This window comes from Caulobacter sp. GW821-FHT12D05, from assembly GCF_058807295.1.
In genome coordinates this window covers 505,555-528,287 of the sequence record NZ_JBXAQO010000002.1, presented here as the reverse complement: position 1 = coordinate 528,287, position 22,733 = coordinate 505,555, and the positions used below count along the sequence as shown (strand labels likewise).

23 protein-coding genes and 1 riboswitch are annotated in these 22,733 nt (G+C 68.3%); of the genes, 14 read left to right on the top strand and 9 right to left on the bottom strand.

The features are described from left to right. Window positions 1–27: 27 nt before the first annotated feature. Entirely contained in the window at window positions 28–351 is a 324-nt protein-coding gene (locus AC1RRR_RS09995) for a (2Fe-2S) ferredoxin domain-containing protein (RefSeq protein WP_492812655.1), read from the top strand. On the opposite strand, the gene AC1RRR_RS09990 is transcribed toward AC1RRR_RS09995, so the two are convergent. Beyond that, window positions 334–1,554: an MFS transporter gene (locus AC1RRR_RS09990; RefSeq protein ID WP_492812653.1), complete on the bottom strand. Its 1,221-nt coding sequence runs from the start codon at window positions 1,552–1,554 to the stop codon at window positions 334–336. The genes AC1RRR_RS09995 and AC1RRR_RS09990 overlap by 18 nt on opposite strands. A gap of 84 nt (window positions 1,555–1,638) precedes the next feature. Between AC1RRR_RS09990 and AC1RRR_RS09985 the strand changes: the two genes are divergently transcribed. Next, the gene (locus tag AC1RRR_RS09985) at window positions 1,639–2,235 is read left to right on the top strand and encodes a TetR/AcrR family transcriptional regulator (RefSeq protein WP_492812651.1); all 597 of its coding nucleotides are present in this window, start codon (window positions 1,639–1,641) and stop codon (window positions 2,233–2,235) included. On the opposite strand, the gene AC1RRR_RS09980 is transcribed toward AC1RRR_RS09985, so the two are convergent. Continuing rightward, window positions 2,232–2,549, bottom strand: a complete 318-nt coding sequence (locus AC1RRR_RS09980) for a YbjQ family protein (protein ID WP_291873847.1) — start codon at window positions 2,547–2,549, stop codon at window positions 2,232–2,234. The genes AC1RRR_RS09985 and AC1RRR_RS09980 overlap by 4 nt on opposite strands. A 172-nt stretch (window positions 2,550–2,721) precedes the next feature. On the opposite strand from AC1RRR_RS09980, the gene AC1RRR_RS09975 reads away from it, so the two are divergent. Both AC1RRR_RS09975 and AC1RRR_RS09970 read left to right on the top strand, forming a co-directional pair. Next, entirely contained in the window at window positions 2,722–3,186 is a 465-nt protein-coding gene (locus AC1RRR_RS09975; protein WP_291874416.1) for a DUF4112 domain-containing protein, read from the top strand. A gap of 44 nt (window positions 3,187–3,230) precedes the next feature. After that, window positions 3,231–3,695 carry a DUF4112 domain-containing protein gene (locus AC1RRR_RS09970; RefSeq protein WP_492812649.1) on the top strand — a complete coding sequence of 155 codons (465 nt, stop codon included), beginning with the start codon at window positions 3,231–3,233 and terminating at the stop codon, window positions 3,693–3,695. A gap of 7 nt (window positions 3,696–3,702) precedes the next feature. On the opposite strand, the gene scpA is transcribed toward AC1RRR_RS09970, so the two are convergent. After that, window positions 3,703–5,856, bottom strand: coding sequence for a methylmalonyl-CoA mutase (gene scpA / locus AC1RRR_RS09965; RefSeq protein WP_492812647.1), 2,154 nt, complete (start codon window positions 5,854–5,856; stop codon window positions 3,703–3,705). 3 nt (window positions 5,857–5,859) lie between these two features. Continuing rightward, window positions 5,860–7,245 carry a methylmalonyl-CoA mutase family protein gene (locus AC1RRR_RS09960; protein WP_492813541.1) on the bottom strand — a complete coding sequence of 462 codons (1,386 nt, stop codon included), beginning with the start codon at window positions 7,243–7,245 and terminating at the stop codon, window positions 5,860–5,862. A gap of 233 nt (window positions 7,246–7,478) precedes the next feature. On the opposite strand from AC1RRR_RS09960, the gene AC1RRR_RS09955 reads away from it, so the two are divergent. The 5 genes from AC1RRR_RS09955 to AC1RRR_RS09935 all read left to right on the top strand — a co-directional run bounded on the left by AC1RRR_RS09955 (window position 7,479) and on the right by AC1RRR_RS09935 (window position 14,199). Next, entirely contained in the window at window positions 7,479–8,486 is a 1,008-nt protein-coding gene (locus AC1RRR_RS09955; RefSeq protein ID WP_492812645.1) for an NAD(P)H-dependent flavin oxidoreductase, read from the top strand. Window positions 8,487–8,579: 93 nt separating this feature from the next. Then, entirely contained in the window at window positions 8,580–9,299 is a 720-nt protein-coding gene (locus AC1RRR_RS09950; protein ID WP_492812643.1) for a DUF2793 domain-containing protein, read from the top strand. A 38-nt stretch (window positions 9,300–9,337) separates the two neighbouring features. After that, window positions 9,338–9,470: riboswitch (yybP-ykoY riboswitch) on the top strand. Window positions 9,471–9,526: 56 nt separating this feature from the next. Then, a complete protein-coding gene (locus AC1RRR_RS09945) occupies window positions 9,527–10,102 on the top strand; it encodes a TMEM165/GDT1 family protein (protein ID WP_492812642.1) in 576 nt (191 codons plus the stop codon). A gap of 45 nt (window positions 10,103–10,147) precedes the next feature. Then, a complete protein-coding gene (locus AC1RRR_RS09940) occupies window positions 10,148–13,729 on the top strand; it encodes a hydantoinase B/oxoprolinase family protein (RefSeq protein ID WP_492812641.1) in 3,582 nt (1,193 codons plus the stop codon). Next, a complete protein-coding gene (locus tag AC1RRR_RS09935; RefSeq protein WP_492812640.1) occupies window positions 13,714–14,199 on the top strand; it encodes a low molecular weight protein-tyrosine-phosphatase in 486 nt (161 codons plus the stop codon). Before AC1RRR_RS09940 ends, AC1RRR_RS09935 begins: the two co-directional genes overlap by 16 nt. Window positions 14,200–14,202: 3 nt before the next feature. On the opposite strand, the gene AC1RRR_RS09930 is transcribed toward AC1RRR_RS09935, so the two are convergent. From AC1RRR_RS09930 to AC1RRR_RS09915, 4 genes are all read right to left on the bottom strand, one after another. After that, a complete protein-coding gene (locus AC1RRR_RS09930; RefSeq protein WP_492812639.1) occupies window positions 14,203–14,688 on the bottom strand; it encodes a hypothetical protein in 486 nt (161 codons plus the stop codon). Window positions 14,689–14,832: 144 nt separating this feature from the next. Continuing rightward, the gene (locus AC1RRR_RS09925) at window positions 14,833–15,471 is read right to left on the bottom strand and encodes a DUF1190 domain-containing protein (RefSeq protein ID WP_492812638.1); all 639 of its coding nucleotides are present in this window, start codon (window positions 15,469–15,471) and stop codon (window positions 14,833–14,835) included. Window positions 15,472–15,483: 12 nt separating this feature from the next. After that, on the bottom strand, window positions 15,484–15,915 hold the full coding sequence (locus tag AC1RRR_RS09920; RefSeq protein ID WP_492812636.1) for a DUF350 domain-containing protein: 432 nt from the start codon (window positions 15,913–15,915) through the stop codon (window positions 15,484–15,486). Beyond that, a complete protein-coding gene (locus AC1RRR_RS09915) occupies window positions 15,915–16,559 on the bottom strand; it encodes a YjfK family protein (protein ID WP_492812634.1) in 645 nt (214 codons plus the stop codon). The genes AC1RRR_RS09920 and AC1RRR_RS09915 overlap by 1 nt, the downstream gene beginning before the upstream one ends. A 156-nt stretch (window positions 16,560–16,715) precedes the next feature. Here AC1RRR_RS09915 and AC1RRR_RS09910 point away from each other — a divergent pair, with 156 nt between their 5' ends. The 4 genes from AC1RRR_RS09910 (at window position 16,716) to pelA (ending at window position 20,846) form a co-directional block, all read left to right on the top strand. Next, window positions 16,716–17,387 carry a YjfI family protein gene (locus tag AC1RRR_RS09910; protein ID WP_492812633.1) on the top strand — a complete coding sequence of 224 codons (672 nt, stop codon included), beginning with the start codon at window positions 16,716–16,718 and terminating at the stop codon, window positions 17,385–17,387. A 25-nt stretch (window positions 17,388–17,412) separates the two neighbouring features. Then, on the top strand, window positions 17,413–18,171 hold the full coding sequence (locus tag AC1RRR_RS09905) for a PspA/IM30 family protein (protein WP_492812631.1): 759 nt from the start codon (window positions 17,413–17,415) through the stop codon (window positions 18,169–18,171). Then, on the top strand, window positions 18,171–19,334 hold the full coding sequence (locus AC1RRR_RS09900; protein ID WP_492812629.1) for a glutathionylspermidine synthase family protein: 1,164 nt from the start codon (window positions 18,171–18,173) through the stop codon (window positions 19,332–19,334). Before AC1RRR_RS09905 ends, AC1RRR_RS09900 begins: the two co-directional genes overlap by 1 nt. 204 nt (window positions 19,335–19,538) lie before the next feature. Further along, the gene (gene pelA, locus AC1RRR_RS09895; RefSeq protein WP_492812627.1) at window positions 19,539–20,846 is read left to right on the top strand and encodes a pectate lyase; all 1,308 of its coding nucleotides are present in this window, start codon (window positions 19,539–19,541) and stop codon (window positions 20,844–20,846) included. A gap of 4 nt (window positions 20,847–20,850) precedes the next feature. Here pelA and AC1RRR_RS09890 read toward each other — a convergent pair whose 3' ends face one another. Then, window positions 20,851–21,588: a copper homeostasis protein CutC gene (locus tag AC1RRR_RS09890; protein ID WP_492813539.1), complete on the bottom strand. Its 738-nt coding sequence runs from the start codon at window positions 21,586–21,588 to the stop codon at window positions 20,851–20,853. Between the two features lie 54 nt (window positions 21,589–21,642). On the opposite strand from AC1RRR_RS09890, the gene AC1RRR_RS09885 reads away from it, so the two are divergent. Next, a complete protein-coding gene (locus tag AC1RRR_RS09885) occupies window positions 21,643–22,671 on the top strand; it encodes a glycosylasparaginase (protein WP_492812625.1) in 1,029 nt (342 codons plus the stop codon). Window positions 22,672–22,733: the final 62 nt, after the last annotated feature.

The window sequence follows — 22,733 nt, the reverse complement described above, 5'->3', positions numbered from 1 at the left end:
TCCTAGCACCGTTCCCATCTTCAGGTCATGAGCGAGAAGCCGATCAAGCGCGTGAAGGCCGACTGGAGCGAAGTGGTGCTGGTGTGCCGCAAATGCTCGAAGAAGCTGAAGGGCGGCTTCGGCGACGACGGCGACCAGAAGCTGGCCAAGGTGCTGCGCAAGGCGATCGGGGCCAAGGGCAAGGGTCGCAAAGCGAGTGCTGCGGTGATCGAGGTCGACTGCCTGGACGTCTGTCCCAAGGGGGCGGTCGTGGCGGTGAAGGCCTCGGCGCCGCGCGAGTGGGCCGTGGTCCCGCGCGGCGCGTCGACCAGCAGCGTGGTCGAACGATTGGGTCTAGACCGGTCGCGCTAGAACCCGCTGACCCAAGCCCACGATCGCCAGGGCCGCACTAGCCGCGACGATCGACACCCAGAAGCCATTGTGTGCCCCAAAGCTGTCGACCACCCAGCCGGCCACGAAGGCGCCTAGGGCCATGCCGATGCCGATCCCCGTCATCACCCAGGTCACGCCCTCGGTCAGCACTTCGGCGGGCACGCGACGCTCGACCAGGCCGAAGGCGGTGATGAAGGTCGGCGAGATGGCCACGCCGCTGAGGAAGATCGCGCCGGCCAGGGTGACGACGCTGTTGGCTGCCAGCAGCGGGATCGTGGTGACCAGCAGGACGCCCAGGGCGACCAGCAGCTGACGGTTCAGCGGCGCGCGCAGGTTCAGGGCCCCGACGATCAGCCCGACGACGAACGAGCCGATGGCGTAGACGCCGATCACCAGGCTGGCCGCGCCCGGCTGGCCCAAGTCCTTGGTCAGGGCCACGGTGCTGACCTCGGCGGTGGCGAAGATCGCGCCGACGAAGACCAGAGCGGCCGTAATGATCTGGACGGCCGGCAGGGTGATGGCCGAGCGGTGCGGCACGCCTTCGACGGCGCGGACCTTGGGCTCGGTGGCCTTCTGCAGCACGAAGGCGGTCATGCCGGCGGCCAGGAACAGGGTTGAGATCAGCACCCCGGCCTCGGGGAACAGCGCCACGCTCAGACCCACCGACAGCGACGCGCCGGCGATATAGACCAGCTCGTCGGCGGCGGATTCGAAGGCGAAGGCGGTGTTCAGCTGCGGCGTGTCGCGGAACACCTCGGTCCAGCGCGCCCGCACCATGGCCGGCATGCTGGGCATGGCGGCGGCCAGCAGGGCAGAGCCGAACAGCGTCCAGGCGGGCCAGTCCAGGTGCGTGGCCAGCATCAGCAGGGCGAAGGCGACGACGGCGATCGCGGTGGCCGGAACCAGCAGCCGGCTCTGGCCATGGCGGTCGACCAGCCGCGAGATCTGCGGCGCGAGGATGGCGTTGGTCAGGGTGAAGGTCGCCGCGACCGCGCCGGCCAGCCAGTAGCCGCCCTTGGCCTGCGAGAGCATGGTGACGATGCCGATCGGGGCCATGGCGATGGGCAGGCGCGCGGCGAAACCGGCGGCCGCGAAGCCCTTGGTGCCCGGAGCCTGGAAGATCTCGCGATAGGGGTTCGACACGGTATTCGCCTCCAGTTGGCGCGACGTCTCCGACGACATACATACGCCTCGTATGTTATCGCAGGTGGTGACATACGCGTCGTATGTCAACTACGCTCCAGATCGTTTTCACCGAGGTCCATGATGTCGCGCCGATCGCGCCCCGAGATGATCGCGGAGACCCGCGCCAAGCTGATCGCCACGGCCCGCAAGGCCTTTGGCGAGAAGGGTTATGCCGAGGCTTCGATGGACGACTTCACCGCCGAGGCCGGGCTGACGCGGGGCGCGCTGTACCACCACTTCGGCGACAAGAAGGGCCTGCTGGAGGCCGTGGTCCTGCAGATCGACGCCGAGATGGCCGAGCGGCTGTCGGCGATCGCGGCGGCCGCGCCGTCGCGCTGGGAAGGCCTGGTGGCCGAGAATGTTGGCTATATCGAGATGGCGCTGGAGCCGGACATCCAGCGGATCATGCTGCGTGACGCGCCCGCCATACTGGGCGATCCGTCAACCTGGCCCAGCGCCGACGGCTGCATCGCCACGATCCGCGCCAATCTAGACCACCTGCAGGCCGAGGGGATCGTGCGCGCCGATATCGACGCCAACGCCGGCGCGCGGCTGGTCTGCGGCGCCTCGACCGACGCGGCGCTGTGGATCGCCAATGCCAAGGACCCGGAAGCGGCGGCCTTGAAGGCCATCCCGACCTTCAAGGCCATGCTGGAAGGCTTGCTGCGCCGCGCCTAGAGGACGACGGCGGTCCCGGAAACCGAAACCATCATCATCGAACCGTTGGGGCCGACGGTGTTGTAGTCGAGGTCGACGGCCAGGATGGCGTTGGCACCCAGCTTCTCGGCTTCCTTGACCAGGTTCTTCATCGCGTCCTCGCGGGCGCGGGCCAGGACGCGTTCGTACGACTTGGAGTGACCGCCGACGAAGTCGCGGATCGCCGCCAGCAGATCGAGCACGACATTGGCGCCCAGGATCGACTGGGCATAGATCGCGCCCTTGTACTCCCGGACGGGATTGCCTTCGATGAACGGCGTGGTCGAGATCAGCATCCGGGAATCCTGGCGCGCAACAGGGTTAACTTAGGCGCAAACGCCGCCATTCGCGAGGGGCTCCCCCGGAAAGCGACACTAATCATCACGACGTTCGCTCAGCAGGGCCTTTGCCCTTCCTGCACGGCCGGGCTTCAGGCAGATTGCCCGCGTTTACCGTGTCCGGAGCCGCCTGGTGATCTTCGCGAAGTCGCACATCGAGCTGCACAACATCCGCAACAATGTCGAGCGGGTGAAGAAGCTCTCCGACAACGTCGTCGGCATCGGTCCACTGGGCATCGGCCTGGACGGCCTGCTGACCTGGATTCCGGGGGCGGGCGAGCTGTACAGCCTGGGGGCCGGCGGCCTGATCGTGCTGGACGCCGTGCGGGCCCGCGCCGCGCCGATGATCGTCATCCAGATCGTGGCCATCATCCTGATCGACACGGTGGCCGGCTCGATCCCGGTAGCCGGCAAGGCGGTCGACGTGCTGTTCACCGGCCACAAGTGGTCGGCCGACATGCTGACCAAGCACATGGACGACACGATCTATTTCGAGGGCTCGCGCAAGGACGTGCAGGCCACTCAGGAGTATCGCGACCTGCTGGCCCGCATCCAGCAGGGCAAGGAACGTCGCCGGGTCGTGTTCCTGGGCTGATCGTCCGATAGCAACGAGGTACGGAGCGGAGCGTTGAGCCAAGCATGACCGACGATCTTTCGCTCACCTCCGGCTATTCGGATCGGCATGAAGGCCGCCGCGCCAAGGCTCACCGCGCCTGGCGCTCGGCCGAGACGATCAAGCGCCTGTCCGACCGACTGATCGGGGTCGGGCCCTTCGGCATCGGCCTCGACGGCGTGTTGGCCTGGGTGCCGGGCGTGGGCCTGGCCTACGGCCTGGGTGCGGGCGCACTCCTGATGTTCCAAGCCTTCCAGGGCGGCGCTACCGCCGGCACCCTGGCGCGGATGGCGGCCTATCTCGCGGCCGACAACCTGTCCGACACCGTGCCGGTCGCCGGCTGGCTGGTCGACACCCTGTTCCCCGGCCACCTGATGGCCGCCAAGGCGCTGCAGAAAGACATCGAGGCCCGCCACGGGCTTCCCGAAGAGATCGCCGTGGAGCGGTCGAAGAAACGGCGCGGCCTGTTCGGACGCAAGAAGGGCGGCTAGCGAGCCGCTACGCCGCCGTGCCTTGGCTGTAGCCCAGCTGCACGTTCAGCTTCTCCAGCACCTCGATGGCCGCCTCGGCGATGACCGTGCCGGGCGGGAAGATGCTGGCGGCGCCGGCGTCCAGCAGGGCCTGGAAGTCCTGGGGCGGGATCACGCCGCCGACCACCACGACGATGTCGGAGCGGTCGCGCTTGGCCAGTTCGGCCTTCAGCTCGGGCACCAGGGTCAGGTGTCCCGCCGCCAGCGATGACGCGCCGACCACGTGGACGCCGGCGGCAATGGCTTCGTCGGCGGCCTCGGCCGGGGTCTGGAACAGCGGCCCGATCTCGACCTGGAAGCCGAGGTCGGAAAAGGCGCTGGAGATCACCTTCTGGCCGCGGTCGTGGCCGTCCTGGCCCATCTTGGCGACCATGATGCGCGGCGGGCCGCCATGGGCTTCGCGGAAGGCGGCGACCATGGCGCGGGCGCGGGCGGTCTTGGGATCGGCGCCGGCTTCCTTGCCGTAGACGCCTTCGATCGCCTTGATCACGGCGCGGTGGCGGCCGAAGACCTTCTCCATGGCCATGCTGATCTCGCCGACCGTGGCCTTGGCGCGGGCGGCGTCGACGGCCAGGGCCAGCAGGTTGCCGGTCCCGCGCGCGCCGTCTTCTAGCGCCTTCAGCGCGCGTTCGGTTTCGGCTGGATCGCGCTCGGCCTTCAGGCGGGCCAGCTTTTCCAGTTGCTGGGCGCGCACGGAGCCATTGTCGACCTTCAGCATCGGGATCACGTCCTCGACCTCGGGCTTGTAGCGATTGACGCCGACCACGCTCTGGCGATTGGCGTCGATGCGGGCCTGTGTCTTGGCGGCGGCCTCCTCGATGCGCAGCTTGGGGATGCCCTGCTCGATGGCCTTGGCCATGCCGCCGGCCGCCTCGACTTCCTCGATGTGGGCGAGGGCCTTCTGGGCCAGGTCATGGGTCAGGCGCTCCACGTAGTAGCTGCCGCCCCAGGGGTCGGCGACGCGGGTCGTGCCGCTCTCCATCTGCAGGAACAGCTGGGTGTTGCGGGCGATGCGGGCCGAGAAGTCGGTCGGCAGGGCCAGGGCCTCGTCCAGGGCGTTGGTGTGCAGGCTCTGGGTCTGGCCGTTCACCGCGGCCATGGCCTCGACGCAGGTGCGCGAGACGTTGTTGAACACGTCCTGGGCGGCCAGCGACCAGCCGCTGGTCTGGCTGTGGGTGCGCAGGGACAGCGAGCGGTCGTCCTTGGGCTCGAACTCGCGCTTCATCAGGCGGGCCCACAGCAGGCGGGCCGCGCGCATCTTCGCGACCTCCATGAAGTAGTTCATGCCGATCGCCCAGAAGAACGACAGGCGCGGGGCGAAGACGTCGATGCTCATGCCCGCCGCGACGCCGGCGCGGGCGTATTCGACGCCGTCGGCCAGGGTGTAGGCCAGCTCCAGGTCGGCCGACGCCCCGGCCTCCTGCATGTGATAGCCGCTGATCGAGATCGAGTTGAACTTGGGCATGTTCGCCGAGGTGAAGGCGAAGATGTCCGAGATGATCCGCATCGAGGGCGCGGGCGGATAGATGTAGGTGTTCCGCACCATGAACTCTTTGAGGATGTCGTTCTGGATCGTCCCCGACAGCTTGTCGGGCGTGACGCCCTGTTCCTCGGCCGCGACGATGTAGAGCGCCAGGATCGGCAGCACCGCGCCGTTCATGGTCATCGACACGCTCATCTTGTCGAGCGGGATGCCCGAGAAGAGCGTGCGCATGTCCAGGATCGAGTCGATGGCCACGCCGGCCATGCCGACATCGCCCTTCACCCGCTCGTGGTCAGAGTCGTAGCCGCGGTGAGTAGCCAGGTCGAAGGCCACCGACAGGCCCATCTGACCAGCCGCGAGGTTGCGGCGGTAGAAGGCGTTGGAGTCCTCGGCGGTCGAGAAGCCCGCGTATTGTCGCACCGTCCACGGATTGGTGACGTACATGGTCGGGTAGGGGCCGCGCACATAGGGCGCGACGCCCGGGAAGCCGCCGGTGAAGTCGAGGCCAGCCACGTCGTCGGCGTCATAGGCCGGCGCGACGGCGACGCCCTCGGGCGTGTTCCAGGCTTCGCCCTCGGGAGCGGGCGCGGAAGCGACCTCGGCGAAGTCGATCGTCGTGAAGTCGGGGAACTTACTCATGGCTTACGCTCCCTCGAAGGCGGCGGCGAAGCGGACGGGCGTCAGGGCCCGGCAATGACTGTCGGGGCCGGGCAGGCGGACGTCGGGACCGGCGACGGCGACCGCCTCGGGCGTCTCGACCTCCGGCGTCTTGTCATCGGCGTTGGGGAAGACCGTGACGCCCAGGATCTTGCGGCTCTTGTCGGCGAAGGCGGCTTCCTGGGCGGCGCGGGTCGTGGCCACGATCTGCGCGATCTGGCCGCTCTCCAGCGCCTTGATCATGCCGCCAAGGCCCTCGATGAATTGGAAACCGCCCCAGGCGGCGCGGGCCATCTGGTCGGTCAGGCTGTCCAGGTACCAGGCCCCGCCGGCCGGATCGGCGACACGGCCCAGATTGCTCTCTTCCATCAGGACGAGCTGGGTGTTGCGGGCCTGGCGGCGGGCGAAGGCGGTGGGCAGGCCGATGGCGTCGGTGAAGGCGTCCAGCAGGATCACGTCCGCCCCGCCGACCGCGCCGGCGAACCCGGCCGAGGTCAGGCGCAGCAGGTTGGTCCAGGCGTCGGCCTTGGCCAGCATCCGACGCGAGGAGCGGACCTCGATCCTCGGGGCGACCTCGACCCCGCACGCCTGGGTCAGCCGCGCCCACATCGCCTTGGCCGCGCGGACCTTGGCGACGCCGGTGAAATATTCCCCATCCAGACTGACGCCGAGCACGATCCTACCGAAGGCGTCTTCCATCGTCAGCCCCTGGCGCACCAGAGCCTTGGCGTAGGCCACGGCGCTGGCGGCCATCACCGCGAGCTCTTCGGTATTGGAGCCGCCGGCCTCGTGGACAGCGCGGCCGGTGGCCAGGAACAGGCTGGCCTTCACGTAGGTCTGGGCAAGGCGCGAGGCGACCGTGGCGGCGTTGAAGACGTGGCTCTCGATCGGACCGGGGCTGACGCCGGCGATCGCGAAAGCGGTGAGGGGATCCAGGTGGAAAGCCAGCGGGGCATTGGGCGCGGCCTTGGCCAGAGCGCCCAGCCAGTCAGCGGCCTTGGGACCCAGGAAGCCGGCGTCGAGAGCGACGGGGGCGAGGTCCACCAGCACGCCCGACAGCGCCTTGGCCAAGTCCTCGGCTGAGCCAATCGCAACGCCGTTCGCGCCGGTCGGATCGATCTGCAGCAGCACCGAGGCCGCGCCGTTCTCCAGGTCGGTCAGAACGTCCTTGGCGGTATGCGACACGTCGGGATGGGCGGCGCGCATGCGCAGGTCCCAGGGACGGTCGGGATCGCGGGCGCGCAGGTCGCGGGCCACGGCGACGCCGTCTTCGGCCGTGTAGAGCGGTTGAATCGTCAGGCCATCGGGCGTCTTGACCGTCAGGGCGTCGTCGAAGCTCTGGCCCTTCAGGGTCTTCTCGACCAGGGCCATCCAGCAGGCGCGCGTCGCGTCGTCGCCTTGGGCGCCAAAATCCTCGGCTAGGGACGTCGTCGGCACGGTCAAAGCGTCTCTCTCCTGCGGTGCAGCATTTTTTGTCTTTTGGACGGTGATGCGCTCCTGCCCTTACGGCCGTCAAGTCTTGCGCAGAAGTCGAACGCGCGTTTAATCTGATCGGTGATCACATATTCGGCGTCTCAAGCCGATCTCCGAAGGGGAGCTTTTCCATGGCCCTGCCGCCCATCCTGCGTGACCGCCTGCGTCTGCCGGTCATCGCCTCGCCGCTGTTCATCATCAGCAATCCCGACCTGGTGATCGCCCAGTGCAAGGCCGGGATCGTCGGGTCGTTCCCGTCGCTGAACGCCCGTCCGATCTCGCAGCTGGACGAGTGGCTGCACCGCATCACCGAAGAGCTGGCCGCCCACGACCGCGCTCACCCCGAAGCCCCGTCGGCCCCGTTCGCGGTCAACCAGATCGTCCACAAGACCAACAACCGGCTCGAGGAAGACATCGCGCTGTGCGTGAAGCACAAGGTGCCGGTGGTCATCACCTCGCTGGGCGCGCGCGAGGACCTGAACGCCGCGATCCACTCGTACGGCGGCATCACCTTGCACGACATCATCAACGACCGGCACGCCCACAAGGCCATCGAGAAGGGCGCAGACGGTCTGATCCCGGTCGCGGCGGGCGCGGGCGGTCACGCCGGCACCCTGTCGCCGTTCGCCTTGATCCAGGAGATCCGCCAATGGTTCGACGGGCCTGTGGCGCTGTCGGGCTCGATCGCCTCGGGCCGCTCGATCCTGGCCGCCCAGGCCATGGGCGCGGACCTGGCCTATATCGGCTCGGCCTTTATCGCGACCGAAGAGGCCAACGCGATCGAGGGCTACAAGCAGGGTATCGTCGAGGGGCGCGCCGACGGCATCGTCTATTCGAACCTGTTCACCGGCGTGCACGGCAACTACCTGCGCTCGTCGATCGTCAATGCGGGGCTGGACCCGGAGAACCTGCCGGTCAGCGATCCGTCCAAGATGAGCTTCGGCTCGGGCGGCAACCAGGAGGCCAAGGCTTGGCGCGACATCTGGGGCTCGGGCCAGGGCATCGGCGCGATCGACAAGGTGCTGCCGGCCGCCGAACTCATCGCGCGCTTCGCCGACGAGTACGAGCAGGCCAAGGCCGAACTGGCGGCCAAGACGGCGCTTACGTCCGGAAATCACTTGGCTTTCGCCGCCGAGTAGACGGGTGAAGCACGGGGACAGGGCGTCGCCTGTCCCCGGTCCTCGCGGCGCGGCGATGCTGGGAGCGAGATCAACCGCTCCCGGAGCCGCCCTATGTTCGATGAAACGACGCCCCGCCTTGGCCTGCCCTATGTGGTCGCCGCCCAGGCCCAGAAACATATCCCGATCAATGAGAGCCTGGCCCGGCTGGATGGCCTGGTGCAGCTGGCGGTCGAAAGCCGGTCGGTCACCGTGCTGCCGGCCAATCCCGTCAGCGGCAACGTCTGGATTTGCGCCTGGGCCGGCGCGCTCGCCGGAACCCTGATGCGCTTCGAGGCAGGCGCCTGGGAGGCGCTGACGCCGGCCGAGGGCGTGCTGGCCTGGGTCAAGGACGAGAACCAGATGGTCGCCTTCGACGGCGCGGCCTGGGTCCCCCTGTCGGCCACCTTCCGCAGCACGATCGCCGCCCAGACGCCGAATCTTGCCAACACGCGCCTGGAGGTGCTGGAGCAGGAGGTCACCGTCTCGGGCGCCTCGACCGCGACCAGCATCGCCATCCCGAGCCGCGCCATCGTGCTGGCCGTCTCGACCCGCACCACGGCCGCGATCACCGGCGCGGCGTCGTACAATTGCGGGGTCTCGGGCGAGGCCAGCAAGTTCGGCGGCTCGCTGGGCGTGGCCAAGAATTCCAGCAACATCGGGGTGATCGGCCCGACGGCCTTCTATGCCGACACGCCGGTGCTGCTCACGGCGGTGGGCGGGAACTTCGTCGCCGGGAAGGTAAGGGTGGCTATCCACGTTTTGAGGTTCGACGCGCCCGCCGCGGTCGCCTGACGCGTTGACGGCGGCGGCTCAGGCGGCTACACGCGCCTCACCTTTGGGGAGTAGCCGCCCGCATCTATCAGCGGGCCCCGCCGTCAACACACTTGGTCTTCGGACCATGGCGCGGGGAAGGGAGGCGACTTTAGAGCTTCCTTGGCGAGACCAATGGCGCCGATTTTCATCCGGGCCGGGTGGACGTCGACGCTATTGGCATGCGCCCGGCCCGGAGGACTATTTCAGTGGAAAGCCTGCTCGTCTCGACCCTGGTCGTGGCCATCGCCGAAATCGGCGACAAGACCCAGCTCCTGGCCATCATCTTGGCCACGCGGTTCAAGAAGCCGATCCCGATCATCTTAGGGATTCTGGTCGCCACCCTGGCCAACCACGCCCTGGCCGCCACGGCCGGCTACTGGGTCGCCGACTTCCTGAGCGGCGCCTGGTTCAAGTGGGCCATCGCCATCTCGTTCATCGCCATGGCCGGCTGGGCTCTGATCCCCGACAAGGCCGATGACGAGGAAGGCCAAAGCGCCGGCCGCTACGGCGTGTTCGTGACCACGGCCATCGCCTTCTTCCTGGTCGAGATGGGCGACAAGACCCAGATCGCCACGGTCGCTTTGGGCGCCAAGTTCCACTCGATCTTCTGGGTCGCCGCCGGCACCACCCTGGGCATGATGCTGGCCAATGTTCCCGCCGTGTACTTGGGCGAGGCCGCGACCAAGATCGTGCCGCTGAAGTACGTCCGGATGGGCGCGGCGCTGATCTTCCTGTTGCTTGGCATCTGGCAGGTGGCTGAGCTGACGGGGCTGTTGAAGTAGACGGCCTAACGGCTATGAGGGGCGGAGCATGGAGTTCCGCCCCTCATGACCGAGCACCCCCGCGGCTGGGAATTCTGGATCGACCGGGGCGGTACGTTCACCGACATCGTGGCGCGGCGGCCGGACGGATCGCTGGTCACCCACAAGCTGCTGTCGGAAAACCCTGAGCACTATGCCGACGCCGCCGTTGCCGGCGTCCGAGTGCTGCTGCCGGAAGGCGCGGCGATCGACGCGGTGAAGATGGGCACCACCGTGGCCACCAACGCCTTGCTGGAGCGCAAGGGCGAGCCGACGGTGCTGGCGATCACCAGCGGCCACGCCGATGCCCTGCGGATCGGCTATCAGGCGCGGCCCAAGCTGTTCGAGCGCCATATCGTCAAGCCCGAAGCCCTTTACGACCACGTCGTCGAGATCGATGAGCGGATGAGCGTCGAGGGCCAGGTGCTGCGGTCGCTGGACGAGACAGCCGCTCGAGCCGGTTTGCAGGCCGCCTTCGACGAAGGCTTCCGGGCTATCGCCATCGTGTTGCTGCACGGCTTCCGCTTCACCGACCACGAGGCGCGGGTCGCGGCGATCGCGCGCGAGATCGGCTTCACCCAGGTGTCGGTCAGCCACGAGGTCAGCCCGCTGATGAAGCTGGTCGGACGGGGCGACACCACGGTGGTCGACGCCTACCTGTCGCCGATCCTGCGGCGCTATGTCGATCAGGTGGCCGGTGCGCTGGGCCACGACACGCGGCTGCTGTTCATGCAGTCGAACGGCGGCCTGACCGACGCGCGGGCGTTTCGGGGCAAGGACGCCATCCTGTCCGGCCCGGCCGGCGGCGTGGTCGGCATGGCGCGGACGGCCGGCGAGGCCGGGTTCGAGCGGGTGATCGGTTTCGACATGGGCGGCACCTCGACCGACGTCTGCCACTATGCCGGCCAGTACGAGCGAGCGTTCGAGACGGTGGTGGCCGGCGTGCGGATGCGCGCGCCGATGATGAACATCCACACCGTGGCGGCCGGCGGCGGCTCGATCTGTAGCTTTGACGGCGCGCGGTTGCGGGTCGGTCCGGCCTCGGCCGGCGCGGTTCCAGGGCCGGCGGCCTATCGCCGAGGCGGGCCGCTGACGGTCACCGACTGCAACGTCATGCTGGGCAAGCTGCGGCCCGAGTTCTTCCCCAAGGTGTTCGGCCCCAACGCCGACCAGCCGCTGGACGCCGAGGCGGTGACGCGCGGCTTCGAGGCGGTGTCGGCGCAGATCGAAGCGGCGACCGGCAGGGCGATGACCCCGCAGGAGGTCGCCGAGGGCTTCGTCACCATCGCCGTGGAGAACATGGCCAAGGCCGTGCGGCAGATCTCGATCCAGCGTGGCTACGACGTCACACGCTATGTGCTGGCCTGCTTTGGCGGCGCGGGGGGGCAGCATGCCTGCCTGGTGGCCGATGCGCTGAGCATGACCAAGGTGATGATCCACCCGTTCGCCGGTGTCCTCTCAGCCTACGGCATGGGCCTGGCCGACCTGCGCCTGATCCGCGAGGAGACGGTGGAGCGGCCGCTGGACGCGGTGGGTGACTTGGCTGCGCGCGCGAAGGTGCTGGCGGCCGAGGCGGAAACCGCTCTGCGCGGCCAAAACGTGCCGATGGCCTCGGTCGAGACCGTCGCCAGCTTGCGGGTGAAATACGCCGGCACCGACACGCCGCTGGTCGTGCCGTTCGGCGATCGGGTCCGCGAGGAGTTCGAAGAGCTGCATCAACGTCGCTTCGGCTTCACCTCGCCGACGACGGCGCTGGTGGTCGAGACGCTGTCGGTCGAGGCGATCGGGCATTCGGATGCGGGAGACGCACCGGAACCTAAATCTAGTGCGTCTGCGGAAGTCGCTCCGCTTGCCAGCATCGAAGCCCGCATGGCCGGAGAACTCCACAGCACGCCCGTCTTCGACCGAGAGGCCCTGGCGATCGACGCCGAGGTCCTCGGCCCCGCCATCATCCGCGAAGCCACCGGCACGACCGTCGTCGAACCCGGCTGGCGGGCCACCGTCGACGCCCACCTGAACCTGATCCTCGACCGCGTCGTCGCCCTGCCGACCCGCAAGGCCATCGGCACCGAAGCCGATCCCGTCATGCTGGAGGTGTTCAACAACCTCTTCATGGCCGTGGCCGAGGAGATGGGTTTCGCCCTCCAGAACACGGCCTATTCGGTCAATATCAAGGAGCGGCTGGACTTCTCCTGCGCCCTGTTCAGCCGCGACGGCGACCTGATCGCCAACGCGCCGCACATGCCGGTGCACCTGGGCTCGATGGGCGACAGCGTGCGGGCTATCCGTGACGCGCGCGAGCATGACGGACGCGGCATGAAGCCCGGTGACGTCTACATGCTGAACGCCCCCTACAACGGCGGCACCCACCTGCCGGACGTGACGGTGGTCATGCCGGTGTTTGACGTGGCGGGCGCCTTGCTGTTCTACGTCGCCGCACGGGGCCACCAGGGCGACATCGGCGGGATCACGCCAGGTTCGATGCCGCCGACCAGCAAGACGGTCGAGGAGGAGGGGGTCCTCATCGAGAACTTCCTGCTGGTCGAGGGCGGGCGGTTCCTGGAGGCCGAGACGCGGGCGCTGCTGGCCTCGGGCAAGTGGCCGGCGCGCAATCCTGATCAGAACATCGGCGACCTCAAGGCCCAGATCGCCGCCTGCGCGCGCGGGGCCGAGGCCCTGACCGGCATGGTCGCCGAGTTCGGCCAGGACGTCGTCGAGGCGTACATGGCCCACGTCCAGGACAATGCCGAGGAGGCCGTCCGCCGCGTGCTGGCGACGATGGAGAGCGGATTGTTCGCCTATGAGCTGGACGACGGCTCGGTCGTGAAGGTGGCCATCGCGGTCGACCAGCAGGCCCGCACCGCTCGCGTCGACTTCACCGGCACCAGCGACCAGGTGCCGACCAACTTCAACGCTCCGGCCTCGATCTGCCGAGCGGCGGCGCTGTACGTGTTCCGCACCCTCGTCGATGACGAGATCCCGATGAACGACGGCTGCCTGCGGCCGGTCGAGCTGGTCATCCCCGAAGGCTCGATGCTCCGACCGCGCTATCCGGCGGCGGTGGTGGCCGGCAATGTCGAGACCAGCCAGGTGGTGGTCGACGCCCTCTATGGCGCGCTGAACGTCATGGCCGGCGCGCAGGGGACAATGAACAACTTCACCTTCGGCGACGCGCGGCGGCAGTACTACGAGACCATCTGCGGTGGTTCGGGCGCCGGGCCGGACTTCGCCGGGACCGACGCGGTCCAGACCCACATGACCAACAGCCGCCTGACCGATCCCGAGGTGTTGGAGACCCGCTATCCGGTGCTGGTCGAGGCCTTCTCGATCCGGCGCGGTTCGGGCGGGCAGGGGGCTCAGCGGGGCGGCGACGGCGTGGTGCGCCGGATCGGCTTCCGCGAGCCGATGACCGCCACCTTGCTGTCCAACCGCCGCCGCGTGCCGCCGTTCGGGCTGGAAGGCGGTGGTCCTGGCCAGGTCGGCGCGGCGCGGGTCGAGCGGGCCGATGGCGCCGTGCAAACCATGGCCGCCACCGATCTCGTCGAGGTCGGCGCCGGCGATGCGATCGTCATCGAGACGCCGGGCGGCGGCGGTTGGGGGAAGGCATGAAGGCCAGCGTACTCTTCGTCTGCATGGGCAACATCTGTCGCTCGCCCCTGGCCGAAGGCGCGTTCCGGGCCGAGGCGCAGCGGCTGGGCCTGGACGTCACGGTCGACAGCGCCGGCACTGGCGGCTGGCACAAGGGCGATCCGCCCGATCCCCGCGCCATCGCCGTGGCCCGCCGCAACGGCGTCGACATCAGCGGCCTGAAGGCCCGCCAGGTGAAGCCGGACGACTTCCGGACCTTCACCCACATCTACGCCCTGGACCACGACAACCTGCGCGGCCTCTTGCAGGTCGCGCCCTCGGACGCGACCGCCGAGGTCGGGCTGCTGCTGAACCTGGTGGAAGGGCATGCGGGCCGCGCGGTGGCCGACCCCTACTATGGCGACGACGCTGGTTTCGACGTGACCTGGAACGACGTGGAGATGGCCGCGCGGGCGCTGGCCCAGCGGCTGGTGGAAGAGGGCTGGCGCTAGGGGCTAGTGCAGCGTCGGCCGCTTCACCGGCTGAACCACGACCTCCGGCTCGTCGAACCGCATCGGCAGGGCCATGCCGTCACTGGCCAGGGCCATGTTCAGGAACCGCGCCATCACCGTGACGCTCTCGGGCGTGACCACCATGCCTTCGATCAGCCGGCCGGCGATTTCGGGCGAGGCGGGGCAGACGCCGCAGGCGGTGATCAGGCGCTGCTCGTCGTCGGCGTAGCCCTTGCAGCAGGGCGCGGACACGCAGAGGGGGCGGCGCACCTGGCCTTCGATGGCGCTCATCATCAGGATGAAGGCGCTGGCCACGCGGGCCGAGACCAGGCCGCCGGCCTTCTTGGACAGCCGCTGGCCGGGCTCTTCGCCCAGCACCCGGGCCGTCACCCACTGGCGCAGCATCCACAGCAGGATCCGCTCGCCATCGGCCAGCCCGACCGGGCCACAGTGATTCAGGTGAGTCTCGTGGAAAGGGTCGGGCCGCACGCCGGAAATCTCCTCGCCAAGCAGGGGGCCGACACCCGCCGTGGCGAACCGATCTCGGTGAGCGGCCCGACGCGTTCTTGCGAACACTTCGCAACTAAACGCGAGGCGCAGTTGCGAGTCAATTGCAAAAATGTCGAGCTCGGATCAGCCGCCGAAACCGCCCTTGTAGCCGCCGCTGCTGCGGGCGTAGCTGCGACCGCCGCCGAAGCCGCCGCGCGACACGACCGACGTGCGGGTCTGGATCTTGGGCGGGGCGTTGCGGATGGCGTCCGGCGGATCGATGCTGGTCTTGCTGATCGTCGTCCGGCCGGTGCCGTAGTCACGGCCCAGGCGTCCGCCATAGGTCGAATAGTAACCGCCGCCATACTCGTCGTTCCGGCGATACATGCCGGTGCCGCGATAGCCGCCGCCGTCCAGCATCTGGCCGATCACGAAACCTGCCAACAGGGGCGTGAAGAAGCTGCCGCCACCGTTCTCGCCGCCGCGCGGCACGCAGTTGCCGACGCCGTAGACGTCCTCGCACGAGGCGCGGGCCTCGTAACGCGGGGCGTTCTTCTGGTCGTCCTTCTGGGCCGCGGCATAGGAGGTGTCGCACTGGGCGTCGGGCACCTCGTTGGCGGCCTTGCATTCCTCCAGCGACTTGTAGCTGAAGGCCTCGACCTGCTCGCCGCGGTTGGGGTCCCAGCTGGCCTGGGGCGAGGGATCGTCGCAGCCGGACAAGGTCAGGGCCGTGGCCCCGGCCAGCATGGTGGTGAGTTTCAATGAGCTCGAGCGCTTGCGCATGGTCTCAGGTCCTCACGACGTCATGCAGGCGGCGTTCAGCAGGCCGACCGTGATCGAGATGCCAGCCAGATAGACGCCGATGGAGATCTCGTTGTTCTCGACCCGCGCCTTGACGTCGCGCAGGGCCAGCAGGCGCACGCCGGTGAAGGCGGCGATCTGGACGACGCCGGCCACGGTGGCCCAGGCGGCGAACTCGGGCAGGCTGACGGTGTGGCTCAGGGCCGAAGCCAGGGGCAGGGCGTAACCGATCAGCGCGCCGGCCAGGGCGATGGCGGCCGTGATGTTGCCGTCCCGGATCAGCGCCTTCTCGTTATAGGGTGTCACCCACTGGTAGATGTACTTGAAGGCGATGGTGAACAGGCCAGCCACGACGAAGGCCAGCAGGAACGCCGTCGCGCCGTCCTGGAATGCGCTGAAGTCGAACATCTGGCTTTGGCCCCTCATCAAGCTTTGAATTCGCCCACCGACAGCGGCAGGCCGATCATCGTTTCGTGGCTGACGTCCTTGCTGTCCTCCGGCTCCACGCTCAGGGCCAGCAGCAGCTCACGCCCGTCGCCGCCGGCGAGGTCGCGGTGGAACAGCATAACGGTCTGGAACAGGCGGCGGTCGGGCTGGTCGGCCTCACGGTCGTAATAGACGTCTTCCCACAGCGTCACCGGCTCCTGCTGTTCGGCCTCGTCGCCGAACCACAGGCGGGTGTAGGCGGGCAGGCCCTCGGGCTGGAACGTGCGGGCGCTTAGCCGCGCGGTCCACAGGTCGCGGTCACTCCGGTCGGCCGGATACTCGCTGGCCCATGGCACGAAGATGGTGAAGTCGTTGGCTTTCTGGCCCTCGCGATCGTCCGAGACGACCTGGAACAGGATCTCGTCGTCCGTATAGAAGCGATGCACGAACGCGCCGTCGTTCAGCTGGATCAGGCCCTGGGCCGTGATCTCCAGCGTGTCGCGATCGAGGGCGAACCTGGTCTCGGCGCCCAGGCGTCGCCAGGCCAGCGGGTCCAGCACCACGGTCCGGCCGATCGTCACGTTGCGAATGACGGGCAGGGCAGGGCGAGCGCCCTCTTTTCTGCCGAAAAGTTTTCCGAACATCGCGCTGCGCGTGCCCTCAAATGCGTGGCCGGCATACCTATCTGAACGGGGATGCCGGCTCTACCCCAAGGCGCGCTTGCCCTAAGGAGAAGTCGGTCGCAGGATGCCGTCGAACCACGTCTTGTCAAGCGTACATGTTATGCGTACATGTAACGCATGCCGGTAAAGCCGACCCGAAGCGCCCAGGCCGCTGAAAGAACCCGAGCGTGGCGCGAAGCGCGCCGCGTCGCCGGCTTCGTGAAGATCGAAGTCTGGGCCCCGGCGGCATGCAAGCCCGACATCCTTTCGGCCGTCCAGTCGATCGTCGTGGAATCGGTGCGCGGGCCGGCCCTCAAGACCAACCCCCATCCCCCCAAGGGCGTCAGACACATGGACTCCGTTATCGACACCGCCTGGACGATCCACAGCCTGCGCGACGCGCTGGTGGACAGCGCCCTCGTGCGCGAGGACGAGCTGACCGCCACCGTCGTCGAGGGCGTCGAGCCCGTGCTGCAGGTCGTGATGCACGAGTTCGGCGACCTGCCGATCTATGTCAGCGGCGGCGCGCTGCAACTGGTCGTCTCGACCCTGCTGTGGCCCTGCGACGAGCAGAACGACCGCGCGGCCTTCAACGAGTTTCTGCTGAAGGCCCAGAAGATCGTGCCGCTGTCGAATTTCGGTATCACCAGCGTCGACGGCCGTGACTATTACGAGCTGATGGGCGAGATCTCGTCCAAGACCACCTTGCAGACGCTGGTCATCGAGCTGCGCACCCTGGCCGACAACGCCATCGCCGCTGCCAGCGACCTGCGCGACACCTTCGAGAAGAGCCGCGTCGCGGCCGCCTAAAGAACCGGACCTGGAGACTTAACTGATGTCGATCTGGAGCAAGCTCTCGGCCCTGTTCCGTGGGACCGCGCATGACGGCGCGCAGACCATCGTGGACGCCAACGCCCTGAGGATCCTGGACCAGGAAATCCGCGACGCCGACAACGCCCAGGGCAAGGCCCGGGACGAGCTGGCCAAGCTGGTCGCCCGCCGCCGCAGCCTGGAGACCGAGGTCGCCCAGCTGACCGACCAGTCGAAGAAGTACGAGTCGTCGGCCCGCGCGGCGATGAACAAGGGCGACCAGGCCCTGGCCCTGGAAGTGGCCCAGCGCATCGCCGACCTCGAGAAGGACGCGGGTCAGAAGGCGACTCAGATGACCGAGCTGCGCACGGCCGAGGACCGGCTGCGCACGATCATCGCGCAGACCGACACCAAGGTCGAAGCGCTGCGTCGCGAAATCGAGATCGTGAAGGTCAACGAGAGCGTCCAGAAGGCTCAGGCCGCCGTCATTTCGCGCTCGGGCTCGGCCAGCGGCGTCGTCGGTTCGGCCGCCGATAGCCTCAAGCGCATCAAGGAGCGCCAGTCGGTCCGCGAAGAGCAGTTCCGCCTGCACAACGAGACCGAGGACCGCAAGACGGGCGCGGATCTGGACGCCAAGCTCGCGGCCGCCGGCATCCTGCCGGGCGGTGGCGGCGCTGAGGACGTGTTGGCTCGCCTGATGGCTCCGAAGGACGAGGCTCTTCCCGCCCCGGTGCTGGCCATCGAGGACAAGCAAAAAGTGGCTCGGGACGGCTCGGACGCCTGATGCGCCGTCTCACCCTGACGCCTCGGTCGGACTGGAAGTCCAAGGCCGAGGCGGTCGGCTTCACCTGGCACCACGCCGACGGCCGACGCTACTGGGACGAGCGGGCGGCCTACGCCTTCACGCTCGAACAGATCGAGGGCCACATCGAGCCCGCGACCGAGGCGCTGCACAAGCTGTGTCTGGAGCTGGTCGAGGACGCTGTGCAGAGCGACGCGCTGATGGCGCGGCTGCAGATCCCGGAAGCCTCGCGTGACGTGGTCGCCGCCTCGTGGAAGGCGCGCGATCCCTCGCTCTATGGCCGCTTTGACTTCTTCTACGACGGCGCAGGGCCGCCCAAGCTCTACGAATACAACGCCGACACCCCGACCAGCATCTATGAGGCGGGCGTGTTCCAGTGGCTGTGGCTGGAGGACCTGATCCAGCGCGGCGCGCTGCCGGAGAGCACCGACCAGTTCAACAGCCTGCACGACCAGCTAGCCGAGCGGTTCAAGGCGATCTTCCCGAATGGCGGCTTCGTCCACTTCGCCAGCGTCCCCGACTTCGTCGAGGACCGCCAGACGGTGCGGTTCCTGGAGGACATGGCGACCCTGGCGGGGCTGGAGCCCAAGTTCGTGCCGATCCAGGAGATCGGTCTGGACGCCGATGGCCGTTTCGTCGACCAGGACAACTATCTGATCGGCGCGATCTTCAAGCTGCATCCCTGGGAAGAGATGCTGCGCGAGCCCTATGCGGCCAATATCGCCGCCTCCAAGACCCTGTTCCTGGAGCCGCCCTGGAAGGCGGTGCTGTCGAACAAGGCTCTGCTGCCGCTACTGTGGGAGCGCAACCCGGGCCATCCGAACCTGCTGGAGACCTATTTCGACGACGACCCCAAGGTCGAGCGCCTGGGTAACAGCTACGCCCGCAAGCCGCTGTTCAGCCGCGAAGGCGCGAACGTCGAGCTCTGGAAAGACGGCCGCAAGGGGCGGGTGCTGGACCAGGGCTATGGCGAGGAAGGCTGGATCCGCCAGGAACTGAAGCCCCCGCCCAAGTTCGGCGTGAACTATCCGGTGGTCGGCTCGTGGGTCATCGGCGATCAGGCGGCCGGGATTGGCGTGCGCGAGGACCGCGGCCGCGTGACCCGCGACCGCTCGCGGTTCGTGCCGCACATCATCGAGGGCTGAGGGGCCGAGAACCTCGTCCTTCGACAGGCTCAGGATGAGGTTCTCTACTGACGCCGCCTATCCTTGATCCTCATCCTGAGCTTGTCGAAGGGCGAGGATCACGCGCGGCGCTTGCCATGTGTTTCAACCCGGTAGGAAACCGGTATCATTCCCCGGATATCAAGGCGTTCAACGACAATGACGCCTTCGGGGAGAGACGTCCGGATGACCTACCGCGCCGCCGCTATCGGCATGTTCCTGTCCACGAGCCTTCTGGCCGCGCCCGCCTTCGCCAGCGTGATCGGGACTAACACGCCGGCCCAACCGATCACCGCCGAACGCATCGCCAAGCTGCCGGCCGCGCAGCAGCCGGCGTGGAAGGCTTACCTCGCCCGCTCGGACGCCCAGGAGAAGGCCGACCGCGCCGCCCTGGCCGCTGAGCTGAAGCCTGGCGAGACCGCGCCTGCGCCGCCGCCGACCGGTCACGGCGATGGCGGCATGCCGCTGAACAAGGACGCGGCCTGGTACGCCTCGCCCGAGGCTCGCCACGTCGCCGACGTCATCGTCAGCTTCCAGACCCCGGCCGGCGGCTGGAGCAAGAACCAGGACCGCACCGGCGCCCTGCGCCTGCCGGGCCAGCCCTGGGCGTCGGACAACAACTCCAAATACCTGACCGAGAACGACTTCGACGCCGCCCGCGACCCCAAGTGGGGCTATGTCGGCACGCTGGACAACAACGCCACCATCACCGAGCTGCGCTTCCTGGCCAAGGTCGCCGCCCAGGCGCCGGGCAAGGATGGCCAGGCCTATCGGGCGAGCTTCCTGAAAGGCGTGCATTACCTGCTGAACGCCCAGTTCCCGAACGGCGGCTGGCCGCAGGTCTGGCCGCTGGAAGGCGGCTACCACGACGCCGTCACCTTCAACGACAACGCCGTCTCCGAAGCCGCCGATCTGCTGACCGAGGTGTCCGAAGCCAAGCCGGAATTCGCCTTCGTCCCGGCCGACCTGCGCGCCAAGGCCGGCGTCGCCGCCAAGAAGGGCCGCGCGGTCATCGTCGCCTCGCAGATCCGCGTCGACGGCAAGCTGACCATCTGGGGCCAGCAGGCCGACCCGTTCACCCTCGCTCCCGTCGCCGGCCGCAACTTCGAGCCGCCGGCCCTGTCGACGGGCGAGAGCGCCGACCTGCTGACCTATCTGATGAGCCTGCCCGATCCGACCCCGGCCGAGGTCGCCGCCGTCCATGCGGGCGTCGCCTGGCTGAAGGGCGCGGCGATCACGGGCAAGGCCTGGACCGGCGGCAAGGGCAATCCCGAAGGTCGCCGTCTGGTCGACCAGCCGGGCGCGGGCCCGCTGTGGTCGCGCTACTACAGCACGGCCGGCAAACCGGTCTTCGGCGAGCGCGACAAGACCCTGCGCGACGACGCCAACGAACTCTCGCTGGAGCGCCGCAACGGTTATGCCTGGTTCGGCACGGGTCCGGCCAAGGCGATCACGATGTACGAAGGCTGGGCCAAGACCCACCCGGCCAAGTAGGGCCTCAGAGCGCGCGCAGGATGCGGACCGCCTCGGCCACGGCCGCTTGGTCCGTATCCCGCAGCTCGGGCGGCACAAAGCCCATGGCGCCCAGGCGCGAGGCCGGATCGGCGCCCGGCAGCGTCCCGGCGAACGAGCCGTGCACCTCGCGCACGCCGGTCTTGCGGACCAGCTCGGCGACATTGCTGGCCCGCACCCCAGCGCCGGCCAGGATGGCGATGCGGTCGCCGGCTTGGCTCACCAGCGCGGCGATCTGTTCGGCGCCCGCCTGGGCGGTCAGGGCGCCGCCCGAGGTCAGGATGCGCTCGAAGCCCAGCTCGACGGCGATCTCCAGCGACGCGGCCTGGTCGGCCACGAAGTCGAACGAGCGGTGCAGGGTCATGCCCAGGCCCTCGCAGTGCTTGGCCAGCATCTCGAGCGCCTCGACGTCCAGCTCGCCGTCCGGGCGGTTGGCGCCGATCGCCACGCCGGCCAGGCCGTAGCCGCGCACCGCGTCGATGTCGCGCCGCATGGCGTCCAGGTCACGGGCGTCGAAGCAAAAGTCGCCATTGCGTGGCCGGATCATCGGATAGATCGGGATCGGCGCTTCTGAGGCCAGCGCCATCAGGCCGGGGGCAGGGGTCAGGCCCTGCAGGCCCAGCGCCGCGCAAAGTTCGATCCGATCCGCGCCGCCCGCGATCGCCGCCGCCAATCCGGCGGGCGTATCGACACAGACTTCCAGAAGAATGTGATCGGCGGCCATGGTGTCTTTCCAGGTCATGCTAGGGAATCAGCGCGGTCTTCTTGGAGCACACGGATGTTGAATCGTAGAGGCCTGATCGGCGCGTCCCTGGCCGGATCGGCGCTGTTGAGCGGCAAGGCGTCAGCCGGCGAGACGATCACCAAGCTGGATGGTCCGTGCGTGATCTCCACCTGGGACTTCGGCGTCGCCGCCAACCAAGCCGCGTGGGCGGTGCTGTCCAAGGGCGGCCGGGCGCTGGACGCCGTCGAGGCCGGGGCGCGTATCCCCGAGCAGGACCTGAAGAACCACAGCGTCGGCCGGGCTGGCTATCCCGACCGCGACGGCCACGTCTCGCTGGACGCCTGCATCATGGACGAGCTGGGCAACTGCGGCTCGGTCGCGGCCCTGGAGCACATCGCCCACCCGATCTCGGTCGCCCGCCGGGTGATGGAGAAGACCCCGCATGTGATGCTGGTCGGGGCCGGCGCCCTGCAGTTCGCGATCGAGCAGGGCTTCACCTACGAGGAGCTGCTGACTCCGGAATCCAAGGCCGCCTGGGAGGCCTGGAAGAAGGACGCCAAGTACGCGCCCAAGGCCAATAGCGAGGTCGGCGATTACGGTAAGACCACCGGCCAGCTGGGCACGCCGGGCGGGGCCAACAACCACGACACCATCGGCATGCTGGCCATCGACGCCAAGGGCAATATCGCCGGCGCCTGCACAACCAGCGGCATGGCCTGGAAGATGCGCGGCCGGGTCGGCGACAGCCCGATCATCGGCGCGGGTCTGTATGTCGACAACGAGGTTGGCGGCGCGACCTCGACTGGCGTCGGCGAGGAGGTGATCCGCAATGTCGGCAGTTTCCTGGTCGTGGAGCTGATGCGCCAGGGCCGCTCGCCCGAGGCCGCCTGCCGCGAGGCCGTCGAGCGGATCCTGAAGAAGAAACCCCAGGCCAAGGACATCCAGGTCGGCTTCCTGGCGGTGAACAAGAAGGGCGAGGTCGGGGCCTGGGCGATCCAGTCGGGCTTCAGCTACGCCCTGTGCGACGGCAAGAAGCAGGACCTGCTGCTGCCGGGTAAAGCTACCTATCAAGTCGCGTCGTAAAGAGGGTAGGCGATCGCATAACGCGGTTATAGCGTGCCGCCCAAGTTCAGAGGGAGACCGCC